The sequence below is a fragment of the Glaciecola petra genome, from assembly GCF_031846345.1.
Lineage (GTDB): Bacteria > Pseudomonadota > Gammaproteobacteria > Enterobacterales > Alteromonadaceae > Glaciecola > Glaciecola petra.
Genome location: NZ_JAVRHX010000009.1, coordinates 21,636 through 35,853, shown reverse-complemented (window position 1 = coordinate 35,853; position 14,218 = coordinate 21,636). Strand labels below are relative to the sequence as shown.

Annotated in this window: 14 protein-coding genes and 4 tRNA genes; 4 read left to right on the top strand and 14 right to left on the bottom strand. The window is 40.6% G+C overall.

What is annotated here, in order from left to right; translation table 11 throughout:
* The 5 genes from RM552_RS17590 to RM552_RS17570 form a co-directional block, all read right to left on the bottom strand.
* On the bottom strand, nt 1–90 hold a 90-nt coding region (locus RM552_RS17590; RefSeq protein ID WP_038059333.1), incomplete at its 3' end, for a GTP-binding protein.
* 48 nt (nt 91–138) lie between these two features.
* A tRNA-Thr gene (locus RM552_RS17585) sits at nt 139–214 on the bottom strand.
* Nucleotides 215–219: 5 nt separating this feature from the next.
* Nucleotides 220–294: transfer RNA gene (locus RM552_RS17580), tRNA-Gly, on the bottom strand.
* A 36-nt stretch (nt 295–330) separates the two neighbouring features.
* Nucleotides 331–415 (bottom strand) — tRNA-Tyr (locus RM552_RS17575).
* A 9-nt stretch (nt 416–424) separates the two neighbouring features.
* Nucleotides 425–500: transfer RNA gene (locus tag RM552_RS17570), tRNA-Thr, on the bottom strand.
* 31 nt (nt 501–531) lie between these two features.
* Here RM552_RS17570 and RM552_RS17565 point away from each other — a divergent pair.
* Nucleotides 532–705: a hypothetical protein gene (locus RM552_RS17565; RefSeq protein ID WP_311370197.1), complete on the top strand. Its 174-nt coding sequence runs from the start codon at nt 532–534 to the stop codon at nt 703–705.
* A gap of 26 nt (nt 706–731) precedes the next feature.
* On the opposite strand, the gene RM552_RS17560 is transcribed toward RM552_RS17565, so the two are convergent.
* The 3 genes from RM552_RS17560 to murB are packed head-to-tail and all read right to left on the bottom strand — an operon-like array spanning nt 732 to nt 3,557.
* The gene (locus RM552_RS17560; protein ID WP_311370196.1) at nt 732–1,565 is read right to left on the bottom strand and encodes a type III pantothenate kinase; all 834 of its coding nucleotides are present in this window, start codon (nt 1,563–1,565) and stop codon (nt 732–734) included.
* Complete coding sequence (gene birA / locus RM552_RS17555; RefSeq protein ID WP_311370195.1) at nt 1,549–2,541, bottom strand: bifunctional biotin--[acetyl-CoA-carboxylase] ligase/biotin operon repressor BirA; 993 nt, start codon at nt 2,539–2,541, stop codon at nt 1,549–1,551. The genes RM552_RS17560 and birA overlap by 17 nt, the downstream gene beginning before the upstream one ends.
* Nucleotides 2,538–3,557 (bottom strand): UDP-N-acetylmuramate dehydrogenase, encoded by a 1,020-nt coding sequence (gene murB / locus RM552_RS17550; protein WP_311370194.1) that lies wholly within the window; start codon nt 3,555–3,557, stop codon nt 2,538–2,540. Before murB ends, birA begins: the two co-directional genes overlap by 4 nt.
* Before the next feature lie 146 nt (nt 3,558–3,703).
* Here murB and RM552_RS17545 point away from each other — a divergent pair, with 146 nt between their 5' ends.
* From RM552_RS17545 to RM552_RS17535, 3 genes are all read left to right on the top strand, one after another.
* Complete coding sequence (locus RM552_RS17545) at nt 3,704–5,500, top strand: GGDEF domain-containing protein (protein ID WP_311370193.1); 1,797 nt, start codon at nt 3,704–3,706, stop codon at nt 5,498–5,500.
* 69 nt (nt 5,501–5,569) lie between these two features.
* Nucleotides 5,570–6,193: a PH domain-containing protein gene (locus tag RM552_RS17540; RefSeq protein WP_311370192.1), complete on the top strand. Its 624-nt coding sequence runs from the start codon at nt 5,570–5,572 to the stop codon at nt 6,191–6,193.
* The gene (locus RM552_RS17535) at nt 6,186–7,805 is read left to right on the top strand and encodes a PH domain-containing protein (protein WP_311370191.1); all 1,620 of its coding nucleotides are present in this window, start codon (nt 6,186–6,188) and stop codon (nt 7,803–7,805) included. Before RM552_RS17540 ends, RM552_RS17535 begins: the two co-directional genes overlap by 8 nt.
* Nucleotides 7,806–7,838: 33 nt before the next feature.
* Here the strand turns inward: RM552_RS17535 and RM552_RS17530 are convergent, their stop codons facing one another.
* From RM552_RS17530 to RM552_RS17505, 6 genes are all read right to left on the bottom strand, one after another.
* Complete coding sequence (locus RM552_RS17530) at nt 7,839–8,885, bottom strand: MBL fold metallo-hydrolase (protein WP_311370190.1); 1,047 nt, start codon at nt 8,883–8,885, stop codon at nt 7,839–7,841.
* Nucleotides 8,886–9,010: 125 nt separating this feature from the next.
* Entirely contained in the window at nt 9,011–10,267 is a 1,257-nt protein-coding gene (locus tag RM552_RS17525) for an ABC transporter permease (RefSeq protein WP_311370189.1), read from the bottom strand.
* A complete protein-coding gene (locus tag RM552_RS17520) occupies nt 10,267–11,484 on the bottom strand; it encodes an efflux RND transporter periplasmic adaptor subunit (RefSeq protein ID WP_311370188.1) in 1,218 nt (405 codons plus the stop codon). Before RM552_RS17520 ends, RM552_RS17525 begins: the two co-directional genes overlap by 1 nt.
* Nucleotides 11,481–12,485, bottom strand: a complete 1,005-nt coding sequence (locus RM552_RS17515; protein WP_311370187.1) for an HlyD family secretion protein — start codon at nt 12,483–12,485, stop codon at nt 11,481–11,483. The genes RM552_RS17520 and RM552_RS17515 overlap by 4 nt, the downstream gene beginning before the upstream one ends.
* The gene (locus tag RM552_RS17510; protein WP_311370186.1) at nt 12,475–13,467 is read right to left on the bottom strand and encodes an HlyD family secretion protein; all 993 of its coding nucleotides are present in this window, start codon (nt 13,465–13,467) and stop codon (nt 12,475–12,477) included. The genes RM552_RS17515 and RM552_RS17510 overlap by 11 nt, the downstream gene beginning before the upstream one ends.
* Nucleotides 13,454–14,134 (bottom strand): ABC transporter ATP-binding protein, encoded by a 681-nt coding sequence (locus tag RM552_RS17505; protein WP_311370185.1) that lies wholly within the window; start codon nt 14,132–14,134, stop codon nt 13,454–13,456. Before RM552_RS17505 ends, RM552_RS17510 begins: the two co-directional genes overlap by 14 nt.
* Nucleotides 14,135–14,218: the final 84 nt, after the last annotated feature.

The following is a 14,218-nucleotide window of genomic DNA, read 5'->3' as shown; positions in this document are numbered from 1 at the left end:
AGCAGTTAGCGTCGTTTTACCGTGGTCAACGTGGCCAATAGTACCAACGTTTACATGCGGTTTCGTACGTTCAAACTTTTCTTTTGCCATTTTCTTTTCCTAGCAAAGTTAATAATTAAAATGAAGTTACCAGCACAATGGTGCTGATAGGCAGATTCGAACTGCCGACCTCACCCTTACCAAGGGTGCGCTCTACCAACTGAGCTATATCAGCAGAACTGGAGCGGGCAGCGGGAATCGAACCCGCATCATCAGCTTGGAAGGCTGAGGTAATAGCCATTATACGATGCCCGCATTCCTGTATCTTCTCTGACCAACTTCAATATAAAGTGGTGGAGGGGGCAGGATTCGAACCTGCGAAGGCTGAGCCGGCAGATTTACAGTCTGCTCCCGTTGACCGCTTGGGTACCCCTCCAGAGATTGATGGTGCCGACTGCCGGAATCGAACTGGCGACCTACTGATTACAAGTCAGTTGCTCTACCAACTGAGCTAAGTCGGCACTACATCAAGTGGGAGCGCATTTTAGAGTAATGATTAGTGATGCGCAACAGCTTATTGGCAAAAAACAGCATTTTTTTTCATTTATTTTTAGAATAGCTGAAAAACAAGCCTTAAACGCATATTTAGAACTATCTGAACAGCACGACAACATTGGGCTAGAGACATATTGTAGTATATTTAAACAAGCGACAACTATCGGGTGAAAAATAGGATTTTTTTAAGGTCTAAACTATCTAGTGTGTAATGGCGGTATAATATTGTTGTGACTTGCCAATATCGCCAGACCGATTAACACAATATTAGGGTAAACCTGAATACCCGACATCCCCGTTTCAGCAATGAGTCTAGCATCACCTCCGCTAACAATGCATTCAAAGTCATCGCAATAATCCGACATAAGCTGTTTTGCTTGTGCAACAAAGCCCATAGTTTGAGCAAGTGCACCCTGCGCCACGCATTCTGGCGTATCGGTGCCGGCCATAAGTGTTGTTGGTAATGTTTGGTCATCAAACACACGTGTCGTATTGTTAACTACGCTATCTCTCAAAAGTTGCATGCCTGGGGCAATCCAACCGCCAATATGTTGATGACCAACCAAAAAGTCGCAAGTTATCGCAGTGCCTGCATCAATCACTATGACATTATCAAAGCCTTTAATATTGCCAATGTGCGACGCCGCTATAATCGCCATCCAACGATCAGCCCCCATATTTTGCTCATTGCTGTACACGTTTTTAACCCCAAACTGACTCGCTTTAGTTGTGGCTTGTTCGCATGGTATTTGCGCTTTTTTGCAGAGTGCTTTGATGTGTGCCGAAAGTTCATCGTTTTTAACGCTGCAGAAAAAACACGCACTTGCTTGTGCAATTAAATCATCTAGTTCTTCTATATCAGCATGCATTACTTGGAATGTTTCTATGTTTGTACTATGTTTACCAAAAGCAACACGCTGGCTTTCACCTCTGATAGCCTCATTTGTTTGAGTTTCAGTCGACATAACTAAACGAGTATATTTAATACTTGTATTACCAACATCTATAAGCAGTTTATGCGGGTCTAACACTAATTTCGCCCCCATAATATGGCTTGATCTTTTGATCAGTTTCCAACAGTAGCGCGCCGCTATTGTCAATGCCCCGAGCTACGCCTTTGACTCGCTTATCACCCGAGATTAACACCACCTCTTGGTTTTTATACAAATCAGCCTCGTCCCAATCTTCTATAAAAGGGTTTAAACCTTGCGCTTCAAACACGGGCAAGGCTAACCACAAGTTCTCAATGAGTTTTTTACTTAGTTCATTTCGAGAAAAAGGCTTTTCTAACAAGTCTGAAAGATCGGTAAAAGCTTGGTCAATGCCTTGCAAATCGTTAGGTAAACGTAAATTTAATCCTATTCCGATAATGGCCGACACCGACGCGTCTGCCTGCCCTTCTACCTCTATTAAGATACCCGCTAATTTTTTATTATTTCCATATACGTCGTTTGGCCATTTTAAACGTGACGATGTCACACCAAATTGCGCTAAAGTATTATTAAGTACCACACCCACCATAATACTCAATCCCGACATCGCCTGATACCCGTTATCAAATTGCCATAGCATACTAAAATATAAGCTCGCCCCATAGGGTGAAACCCATTTTCGCCCGCGTCTTCCGCGTCCGTCTGTTTGGGCCTCAGCTAAACACACCATACCGTTTTTTGATTGTTCTTGAGATAATTCTTGAGATTGTTGTTTGAGGATATCATTGGTTGAACTTACAATATTTTCAACTTGAACTAACGACGCTTGTTCAACTTGCATGCCTTTACAAATACTGTTGTGTGACAATAAATCAATTTTAGTCGCAAGCTGATACCCTCTACCTTTTACACTAAAAATTTCAAGACCGAGATGACCCAATGCCTTTATATGGTTGGATATTGCACTGCGACTCAAACCAAATTGTTCAGCTAAAGCTTCTCCTGAGTGAAAGTTACCGTCGTTGAGGCAGTTTAACAATTCAGTTCTGAGCTGTTGTGAAGTGATTTTGTTCATAGCGCTACTAATCCTGACGAACCCATTAACCTAACCTCGTTTTCAAGACTAATTTCAAAATGAGTTTGCACGCTGTCACGAATGTTTCTGGCAAGTGCTAATAGTTGTTCGCCACTTCCATTGCCCAAATTAACTAAAACGAGGGCTTGGTGCTTATGACACGCAATATCGCCATTGCGTTGGCCCTTAAAGCCGAGATAATCAATCAACCATGCAGCTGGTACTTTTACTGTCGAGGAATCAACATTATAAGAAGGCATGTCAGGGTATTTTGTTTGCAAAGCCACAAAGTCACTTTTGCATATTTCAGGGTTTTTAAAAAAGCTTCCGGCATTACCTAGCACTTTCACATCGGGCAACTTTTGTTGTCTAATACGTATCACTTCATCAAAGACTTTCTTAGCATCTACGGTTTCATCTTTTGGTAGATTTTGCTGCAATTCTCGCAGTGGTCCATAGTGACAAACCAACTCGTATTGCTTAGGCAGCGCAAAATTTACATAAGTTATTATCCGTGAATTAAGCGCTTGATATTTGAATGTACTGCCACGATACGCAAATTCGCAGGCATCTCTATTCATTTTTTTAAATGTTTGGTCAGCAGTATCTAGGTATTCCACTGACTCAATAAATTTCTCTATTTCAACACCATAGGCGCCAATATTTTGAATAGGAGCCGCTCCCACTGTGCCAGGTATAAGCGCTAGGTTCTCAAAGCCCCCAATATTTTTTTGCATACAAAGGCAAACCAGTTCATGCCAGTTTTCACCAGCACCAACACGCAAATAATAGTGTGTTGAATCTTCGTTTATCGCTATCCCTCGGATTTTATTCAGCACAATGGTAGATAGAAAATCATCAACAAAAACAGTATTACTGCCCTCACCCAGTACTAAAAACGAATCTGCGGAATAAGCTTTAGAGAAAGCAATTAAACTATCTGCAGAATTAACTGTCTTAATATCTCGGCAATGAGCATTTAATGAAAATGTGTGATGTGTTTTTAACGATTGCAAGAACGATTCTTTTGTTGGCAGCTTTATGAGTATTGTTACAGAAAACTCGGCGCGTGTATAAAAAAATTTATCGCTGCTAAGCAAAACAATTCAAAGTTATTTGTATGTTACTGACTCAAGCGCTTATGAGGTAGTAAAGGCTTAATATGAAGTGTTATCGCCAAACCGAACATGTTGCAAGGAAAATAAAACTAAGCCCTTTTATTTCTTTTACTTGGGCATTTTTGTTTGTTATCGCTGTTGGTATTGCTACTACTCATAGCACCGCGAATTCAAATAGCACCGCGAATTCAAACAGCACCGCGAATGCAAATAGCATATTACTTTCAACCCTTGCTAGGCCCGCATACAACCCCAGCTTATTTGACCAAAGAGACGCCAAGGTTATTGAGCTTATCGAGCAAAATAAGCTATCACAAGCACGCGATCTCCTGAGTGCGGCGATTGATGACACAAGTTTTACCGTCAAACCCAAGCTATTAATTAATCGTTTAATGCTAAGAGCCACTATTGACCAAATGGTAGGCGCAAATATTGGCGCTCTACAAGACTTACAATTTGCCTATCGATTAGCCGCCAGCAGCAATCAACAGAATCTATTAGGAGACGTAGCCTATGCTATCGCCAATATCCATCAAACGCGCAATGAACATAGCATTGCACTGAGCTATTTTAAACAAGCGAGTGAAAACTACTTTGAACATAGTCAAATTGACAAATACACAAACACCTTACTAAAAAGTGTGACCAGTTTATTGGCGACTGAACAAGTTGAACTAGCGTTCGCCGCTTTAGATAAATCAAAGTCACTATTAAACGTATCTTTAGGTTCAAAAAGCCCTGAATACAATGCAGAAGCAAAAAATCTTCAGGGGATTTACTTTTTACATTTAGGTGAAGCATTACTGTCATCTCAGCAGTTTACCGCTAGCATAGACGCCTTAAAAACATCCCTTGACTTGCTACTTGAAAATCAACTAATAACCAAAACCAAGGTTAATCTGCTTTTGAGCAAAGCTTATGCTGCTGACGAAAACATCGATGTAGCCATTGAACGCATAGTGCTTGCATTTGACATAGCAAGCCAAGCGGAACCTCCTATCTGGCTGTTGCATTCTCTGCAACTTCAGCGTGCGAGTTTGTTGGCGCAACTAAACGAATATGAGGCGGCTTTTATGGTGACCCAAGCACTCTTGCAAGACCGAACTATGCGTCAGCCAATTTCTGAAATTAAACAAATGTTAGACATGCATGCAAATTTTCAGTTAGCAAATCAGCAACAAGAAAATGCCGATTTAAAACAAGAAAACGAAATAAAAAGTGAAGAAATTGCCAACAAACAAACACTTAACAAACTATACTTTTTAGTGATAACTCTGCTGTTTTGTTTATCTTGCTTATTATTGTTGTTATTTATTCGTAGTAGAAAGCACCGTAAGGCTTTAGAAGAAATTGCTCATACCGACGCATTAACCTCGCTGTATTCGCGAACGCGGATCCTTGACTTGCTGAGCCATCATCAAGACTTATTTTCGCGCAACCCGCAGGCGTACTGTGTTGCTATTGTCGATTTAGACCATTTTAAACAAATTAATGACACCTATGGCCACCCTACTGGTGACAAAGTACTAAAAGCCTTTGGCGAAATCGCCAAAATAAGCTTTAGAAAATCTGATTTAGTTGGCCGAATAGGCGGCGAAGAGTTTTTAATCATTCTGCCAAATACTGTAGCTGAACAAGCCACCGAAGTGTTTAACGTTTTTAACAGTAAACTACCAAAGATTAGTCACGCGCTAAACATTGAGCAAAGGGTAACGGCGAGTATTGGTGTTGTGAGTCCAAAAGTACAAGAAACATTTATGGATATTGTTAGTCGGGCTGACAAAGCGCTCTACACAGCAAAAGAAAATGGCCGCAATCAAGTCGTGTTTTCCAAACATTAGGGGCTTTACAAGCTATCGAAGTAAGAGGTATCTTTAACATCTAGTTTTATTGCCCATATTGCCCAGCCGATGACCGAAAATACAGAAGTCCACAATAACGACCAAGCTTCCTCTCATGATGAAGCAAATAAACAAGAAACAGGTTTAGCTGAAGATTTTACCAATAAACAAGTAAAGTCGCATCAAATTCAGGAACATATCAGCACCAAAACTCTCGATATGTTGCCCCTAGCACCTCAATATAGGCGTATCAATATTATTATTTCGCTAGTCTTTGGTGGGTTCTTCTTAATCATTACCTACTTAGGCTCTAGTGGGTTGTTTTTTGATTTACCCAAAGACGCATTTCCATTTGTGATAGGGGCGTATGCACTCATTGGTTTTTTAACCTTGTGGAGTGCAACATATCATTTTTTTGCTGACCCATTAAAGCAATACGCCTTGCGAGAAAATGACCTTAATTATCAGTCGGGTCTAATTTTCAGAAGCTTTGTCAGCCAGCCCATTTTGAGAATTCAGCATATTGAAATAAAACGTGGACCAATTGAACGTCGAGCGGGCATGGCCACTTTGCAAGTATTTAGTGCTGGTGGTATTTCTTATACCTTTAACATCCCAGGCTTAATATACGAAAATGCAGTCGAATTACGGCAGTTTATTTTAGACCATAAGGACTTGGCATCTGATGTCTGAGCAAACTACTGCGGCGCCACAGCAAACCAACAGCGAAGACCCTAACCAAGCGCTTGTAAATTTACAAACACAAACGTGGTCACGTGTTTCACCCTTAGCGATCGTCTATTTTTTTGCACGAACCTTGTTTTTCCTAGTTAATAATGTGCTTTTGTATTCACTTCCCGCCTTAGCAATTAGCTTCAGTACAATTAAAGAAAACATATTATTATTTGCGGCAGGCGCAGCTGGCTTTTTACTATTAATCCTAATTTCTAGTGTTATCAAATATTGGTTTTATTTTTATAAGTTCAGCGCAGGACGCGTGGAGATAAAACAAGGGGTATTTCAAAAATCTCACCTCGATTTACCTTTTAAGAAAATTCAAAATGTAAAAATAGTACAGCCCTTTTATTATCGTTTTAACCAATATTCTTTTATAGAGCTAGACACTGCCGGTTCTGCTCAGCAAGAAGCTAAAATAGTGGCGCTTCCGCTTAAGTTAGCAGAAAGTTTTAAAGATCTTATTTTACAAATAAAACAGGTCGAACAATCTCAAGCACAAGAAAGCAGCATTTTAGAAAGTGGTGAACAGCAGCAGCAAACCGTCGAACAAGAAATATTACTTAATGAGCGCTCTCTAAAAGATTTAGTTATTCATGGTATTTCCAATAATCGAGTATGGATTTTCCTTGGCTTTCTGGCGCCATTTTATGGCTCCATTGGCGAAAACCTATCATCTTTTTTGGAGGCGATTGGCCTAGATTTAGCCTCCTATCTTGACTATCAGAGCCAAAGTTTAGGTTTATTTATATTGCATGTGTTATCACTAGTAATGCTGATCATGCTTGTCATTGTATCGTTTTCAGTAATTGGCTCTATATTTGTATTTTATGGCTACAAGTTAAGCCGACAGGGTGATCGCTATATTCGCAGAAGCGGCTTAATGACAAAGCACGAAGTAAGTATGCGCTTGAGCAGAGTGCAAATTGCCGTACAACAACAAGATTGGCTCGACGTGATCATAAAGCGAGTCAATTTGCGTTTTGAACAAAATAGCAGTTTACCTAGTGCAGCCGGTCAAGCCGGAAATATCAACAATGCCAGTAAGCTAATTGTGCCATCAGTTACGCCACAAGAATCGATTACGCTTATTCAAGATACTTTCCCGGTAAAAGATTTTAGTGACATCACATATTTACCTATTTCAAAACGTTTTCTTATCCGCTTTTCGATTATGCCGATGATGCCCATTTTATTGATTCTTTGCACAATGGGGTTTGCTCTTGAATTCTCCTTGCTTGGTTGGAGCATGCTTGGCTTATTTACCGTTTTATTAGGAGCGATGGGGCTTTTGCGTTGGAAACGCTGGGGCTACTATTTTGGCGACGACAACCACGTTTACATCAGAAAAGGTTTTATTGGCGTAAACTATTATGTTTTCCCCATTGGAAAAATGCAGCAAATTAAAGTAAAACAGAGTATTTTTATGCGTCGTCACAAACTCGCAGACATCAGTTATGTGTTAGCATGCGGCGGATATCGAGTTCCATTAATTCCTGTTGATAGTGCACAATCGCAAGCCGACAATGCTCTGTTGTTTGTTGAGAAGCTCAAACCCAATTGGATGTAAATAAACTCTGTCCTATTAAGCTTGAAATTAACTTTAGGTCTTGAGTATGGTGAATTCTAAGTGCCCATTTTCATTAATACTTCGACTGCATTCACCCGCAAAATATAAATAATTCAAATGCGCGAAAGCTTCTGCCAACGCAAAAAACATACTATGCTGATTCAGTTTTCGTTTAAACAAAATTGGTAAACATGCCTGTATCGTTTTTCCTTCTTCACAAAACTCACGTAAATTATCTAAATGAGCTTGATGATGGGCAATCAGCCCATCTACACGTTTATGTAAACCAATAAATGGACGCTTGTGCGAAGGTAGGACTAAGCAATCTGTAGGTAAATGTTTGAATTGTGGCAGAGTCTCTAAATATAGCTTTAATGGATTAGCATTTGGCTCTGTACTGTACACGCCAATATTGGGAGAAATAATAGGTAATACATGATCGCCCGAAATCAAAACATTGCTTTTTTTGTTGAACAAACAGACATGCTCAGGCGAGTGACCACGTCCAATAAGGACTTGCCATTCATTTGCGCCAATCGTTAAGGTATCGCCTGCTTGCAAACGTTCATATTGCACCGGAATAGGCCTGATGACTTGCCCAACCCCTTTGCTTTCTTTTCGGTTTTTGCTGGCTGTTTCAATATAATCACTTGGCATGCCGCATCTCAACAAATATTCATCATCTTGCCAATCTGACGCACCTCGGCTACCCGCACTAATGGCTCGAGCAACAAAATATTCTGAATGACTCATATACAAAGGCACTCTGAATTTATCCACCAAATAGCCAGCCATTCCAATATGGTCAGGATGCATATGAGTGACTACTACTTTTAGTAAAGGTAGAGATAGCTTTTCTAGTAAAGTTTCCCAAAGAACTTGGGTTTTAGACACACCAATACCGGTATCAATTAAGGTATAACCTTTTTGACCCGATATGGGATCATGGTCTTCAAGAAGGTATAGATTAATATGATCGAGTTCAAACGGCAAAGGCATACGCAACCATAAAATGCCTTCAGCAATTTGTTGCCAGGCGCCTAGTTCAGGTATGTCCACATCAACAAATTCAATCGCCACCAAAATACCGCCTGTTCAATTTAACTCTGCCTATTACAAACAAAATTGAAGCAAAGTACCAAGCACATTATTGAATTGGTAACCATTAGTCCCTTGAATATAACTATTTTGCGTATGCTAGCGTCTTAGTCGCTATGCAAGGCATCGATAGGATTTAATTTGCTGGCTTTTATCGCAGGAAACACGCCAAAACCTACTCCCACAAACATACAAATACTCAGTGAAAGCACGATAGCTGTCAATGACCAACTTACTGCCCAACCAGAATAAAACCCAATAATTTCGGATAGGACTAAACCAAAGAATATGCCTAACAAACCACCCATAACTGAGATGGTAAAACTTTCGGCAATAAACTGCTGACGAATGTCGTCTTGGGTTGCACCAACGGCTCGCAATAGTCCAATTTCTTTGGTTCGCTCCATCACGTTAGCAAGCATGATATTCATAATACCAATACCGCCCACCAACAACGAAATACCAGCAACACAGGCCATAACAATATTAAATATCTGTTGCGTTTGTTTTTGCTGTTCTAGCAAAGCCGCGGGAATAATTAAACTATAATCGTCTAATCCACCGTGGCGAAGCTGTATAAGACTATCGATTGCTTTTGAAGCGACAACTGGGTCGGTTCCTGCAGCAATGTTCAATTTGATACTGTCGAGTTCACTAGCAAGTATATCGCTGGCGAATTTGTTAACACTAACATTTAAAGGCACAAAAATACGGTATCGGTCGCCGCCTATTTGCACCCCTTGGAATTCATTTTTGTTGCCTGCGGGAGGTTCAATAACCCCAACCACTTTTAACCAAACATGATTCACTTTAACAAAGTTGCCGAGCATTTCTTCTTCAGTGTAATTCGCACTAGCAAATAATTCAGAAGCTGCATTGGCACCCAACACGGCGTTTTGAGCAAGTGAGTTATTGTCTTGTTCGGTTAAAAAACGTCCAGCACTTAGTCGCATATTCGCATTCGAAAAGTAACTCGTGGTAACCCCGAGTACTTCTGCTTGGCTTTTGTTATAGTCGCTATAAATATCGTGCACTTCTATATTTTTAGAAGCGCTATATCCTTCAACAAATGGCAGGGTAGCCAACGCTGCTTCTACGTCGCCCATATTTAGGCCAAGACTCTCTTCGCGAATTTCTACCAGCTCTTCTTTTTCATAATCTTTGGCATTCACAATAATATTGTTTACGCCCATCGAATCAATCAGGCGTAACGCTTCGCGCTCTGCCCCTTCGCCAATATTGAGCATTGCGATGACGGCGCCTACGCCGAAAATCATGCCCAACAAGGTTAAAAATGTACGCAATTTTTGGCCCAGCAACTCACCAATAGCGTCTTTTATCAATACATGATATTTAGCGATCATTAACTTTCCTGTATGGCGTTTTGTTCAGGTTGACTCAGCGCAATAATATCGCCGCTAGCAAGGCCTTCCGTAATTTCGACCAAGAATAGATTTTTGCGGCCACTAGTGACATTTTGACGTTTAAACGTGCTGCCATCTTGCAAGTAAACGTAACTGCTACCCTCATCAAAATGCAGCGCTTGCAAAGGCACAACCAATTTTTTTGATGGTGCTTTCACATCAATAGTGGCAGTTAATTTTCGACCCGGTTGCATCATACTTTTATCTTGTTCAAGTAAGGTGACAGTAACCTCAAAATAAGTCACCGGATTACCGCGTTCAATACTGCGTGGAAAACCGGATACATCGGCTATTTCACCTTTAAAACTTTTTTCAGGGAAAGCATCGAGACGAATCGTCACTCCTTGCCCTTTATTCAAATCGATAGCGTCGTTGGCTTGCACAAACACACTGGCCTGCATGTTATCTAAATTTGGAATTTGTGCGATGGGACGGCCCGGAAATACTGTTTGACCCACAGCAGGCTTCTCACCGCGACGATCTTTTTCATACACCAACAAACCACCATAAGGAGACACTACTTCCAAACTGGTGAGTGCTGCTTGGTGTTGCTTGAACTTAGTCTCAACTCCTTGTTTGCGAATATCGAGAACTGCCATTTCATTGCTATGTTGCTCAACAATACTGGTTTCTTTCCAATCTAAAAAAATATCCTTGGCTTCCAAAAAATCGCGATTCGCGAGGGTATCGATAATTTCAAGCTGCGAATAAATACGCAAATCATCAATTGCGAATTTATCCACAAATTCAAACTCTTGACGCACAAAGGTCTGATCAGAATCTACATCTTGTTTGGCTTGTCTTTGTTGCGCATTACTCTTTAATATGTCTTGGTCAAGTCGCATTAACTCTAGTTCTTCTTCGCGACTGTCTTTTAAAATTTGATTCGCATCAAAACGTGCAATAATGTCACCTTTCTCAACATAAGTATTCTCTGGCTTTAGCCATGATAACGTCATTGGCCGACGCCCCGGAGTCAGTATTTTCTGTGACTGCGCCGCTTGTACTTCACCAAAACCTTTGACTTCAATTGCAAAATCAGACTCATCTACCGCATATAAGGGTATTGTCGAGGTTTGCTCTTGTGCGCAAGCTCCTAATAAACCTAATACAGCGGCAACAATCGCCACCCGAACCATTAAAACATGTGGTTTCATGATGCACTCTCAATTAAGTCAACGGTTGCTTTCATACCTGGCCGCATGATATTTAAGTCTAACTCATCGAGTTTTACCCAAGCATCAAACACCACTTTCAAATTATTTTGAGATTTATTTCGGTAAGATTTACCGAGTTCGCTAATAACACCCGTAAATGGACGTTCCGGAAAAGCATCTAAAGTGACTCTTACTTGGTCGCCCAACTGTACATCGGGTGTAAATGACTCATCAAACTCAACTTTTACCGCAATTTTATCTAGCGATGGTAAATTGATAATGCGTGCCCCCATAAACACGGTATCGCCAATGGCGGGTTTGTCATCATCGTTATTGGGAACCAATACTACCATCCCATCTTTCGGCGCTTTTACTTGGAGCTTGGCAAGGCTCTGTCGCATTTCATCAACACGCGACTTAGCTTTTGCAATTTTCGCTTGCTGCACTTGCTCGTTTACCTTCATAGCTTCAGTGTGTTGGTCCACCCGTTGCTTTGCTTGTTTATTGAGCGCTGTGGTAATTTTAAATTCAGCCTGTTGCTTTTTGCGTTCAATTTCCGATCTTGAAACGTCAGTTATTTCAACCTTACGTTTAGCAATGTCCATGTTCTTTTTTGCTTCAGCTAAATCAAGCACTAGCTCCTCTAATTTTGCTTCATTTTCTAACTTCTTTTGCTCTGCTTCTTTTATAGCTGCGTCATATTCACTTTGCCGAGAAACCATATCTGTGCGCAAACGCTGACCGTCAAATTTCATTAACAAGTCGCCTTCTTTAACAAGGCTATTTTCTCTGGCTAAATATTCAATTTTGTATTCCCACATTCGTCTAATATTAGGTGGAGTGAGGCTAATTTCTTGCAAAGATACAAGCTCAGCTGGTGCCGATACTAAAACGGTCTCTGAACCTTCTGAATTATTTGTCGTTTCGGTATCGTCCGAACAGGCCATCAACAATAATGACAAGGTAAAAGCACATGAAATTACAAAAAATCTACGCATCATTTTTCACTCCTTTAGACACATGAATACGTACGCTCATACCAGGCAATAGACTCACATTTGGCTTATCTTCGAAGTTAATAATGGCAGGAAAATACGCACTTTTACTCCATTGCGTTTTGCGTTCGCTCTGTTTAGATAATGAGCTTAATACACCAGTAAACGTTTTGTTTGGGTAGGCATCTAATATAATCTCAACCTCGGCTTTTTCGGTTAAGCCCACGGCGTCAATTTCGTGTATCCATGTTTCGATTTGAAAATTGTCGGTAGATTGCACATCTAATACTGTCCAACTTGGCCTAACATTCATACCTGAACTGACTTTAGTACCAAACCAAGGATGAATAGCATAGCTAACTGGCCCAGTCACTTGAGCCATCACGTTTAATTTCGACAAAATATCGCTCAAGTAAGCAATTTCTTCTTTCGTCCGCATTATGTCGACTCGTTTTTTAGTAAGCTCTGCTGCTCTTTCTTGTTTTGCTCGCGCAAGCGCTTCTTCCGACTTTACTTGTTCTAAAACAGCACGTTGTAATGCCAGTTCATATTGTCCTTTATCATAAGCAGCTACCTCACTTGCAGGCACTGACGCTTCTATTCTAGCTTGTTCAACCCGCATTATTGCAACTTCTAGACGGCCCTCAGCGTCTATTACATTTTGTTTTTGCACTAACACTAACTCTTCTAGTTCGAGTTCTAATCTGTCGAGGTTTTCTTCATTTTGAGTTAATTGCGCCTGCTCACTAGCACCGTCAAACACGATCACAGGTTTGCCTTTTTCAACGATTTTTCCTTCGTCTTCCATCCATTGTATTTGCATTTGCCACCGGCTACCTTGCGGCGCCTTCACCACTTGTTTTTCTGAAGAACTAATTTGCCCAGATAGCAATAAAATATTTTGCTCATCTGCCGCAAACGCAGTAAATGCGCCAAAGCAACCTAAAATAAAGAGTAAAAATGTGCTTGGATTCTTAAACACTCGCATAACTTTCTCCAATAACTTGTCCATCTTTCATTGTGATGACGCGTTGGGCATAAGCGGCAATTTCATCTTCATGTGTCACCATGACTATAGTCTGCCCCTGATTGTGCAACTCGGTTAATAGTTCCATTATCTCGCCAGATGTTTTCGAATCCAAATTACCCGTAGGCTCATCTGCCAAAATGACACTTGGTTTATTGATTAAGGCTCTTGCAATGGCGACACGTTGACGTTGTCCACCTGACATTTCAAATGGCTTATGATGCTTCCGGTTTGTTAATCCAACGCGTTCTATCAGGTTGTTTGCTCGGTCGTTTGCATCATCTTCATTGATCTCCGAATAGCGCAAAGGAAGCTTAACATTGCCGACCACGTCGAGTTTCGACAACAAATGGAAAGTTTGAAATATAAAACCAATATGTTTGTTTCTAACTTGAGACAACTCATCATCCGACATACTCGCAACGTCTTGGCCGTCGAGTTTATACACACCACTGTTGGGCGTATCTAAACAACCAAGCACATTCATAAGTGTCGACTTACCTGACCCAGAGCTCCCCATAATAGCGACAAACTCGTTTTCTTTAACCTCAATACTAACGTTGTCGAGAGCCGTTACAATTTCTTCGCCATTTTGAAACGTTTTTTGAATATTTGATAATGCGAGCATGTTTTATTACTTTTTCCTTCAGTCAACATCAACCATAAAATTCGTTAACTTTGCTGTTTGAACATCCATTAAATGACAATACGT

What these genes read in the sequence shown, in the direction of transcription:
- RM552_RS17505 (WP_311370185.1), bottom strand. Translation starts at nt 14,134, where the DNA reads ATGCTCGCATTATCAAATATTCAAAAAACGTTTCAAAATGGCGAAGAA.
- RM552_RS17510 (WP_311370186.1), bottom strand. Translation starts at nt 13,467, where the DNA reads ATGCGAGTGTTTAAGAATCCAAGCACATTTTTACTCTTTATTTTAGGT.
- RM552_RS17525 (WP_311370189.1), bottom strand. Translation starts at nt 10,267, where the DNA reads ATGATCGCTAAATATCATGTATTGATAAAAGACGCTATTGGTGAGTTG.
- RM552_RS17540 (WP_311370192.1), top strand. Translation starts at nt 5,570, where the DNA reads ATGACCGAAAATACAGAAGTCCACAATAACGACCAAGCTTCCTCTCAT.
- RM552_RS17535 (WP_311370191.1), top strand. Translation starts at nt 6,186, where the DNA reads ATGTCTGAGCAAACTACTGCGGCGCCACAGCAAACCAACAGCGAAGAC.
- RM552_RS17520 (WP_311370188.1), bottom strand. Translation starts at nt 11,484, where the DNA reads ATGAAACCACATGTTTTAATGGTTCGGGTGGCGATTGTTGCCGCTGTA.
- RM552_RS17545 (WP_311370193.1), top strand. Translation starts at nt 3,704, where the DNA reads ATGAAGTGTTATCGCCAAACCGAACATGTTGCAAGGAAAATAAAACTA.
- birA (WP_311370195.1), bottom strand. Translation starts at nt 2,541, where the DNA reads ATGAACAAAATCACTTCACAACAGCTCAGAACTGAATTGTTAAACTGC.
- RM552_RS17565 (WP_311370197.1), top strand. Translation starts at nt 532, where the DNA reads ATGATTAGTGATGCGCAACAGCTTATTGGCAAAAAACAGCATTTTTTT.
- RM552_RS17515 (WP_311370187.1), bottom strand. Translation starts at nt 12,485, where the DNA reads ATGATGCGTAGATTTTTTGTAATTTCATGTGCTTTTACCTTGTCATTA.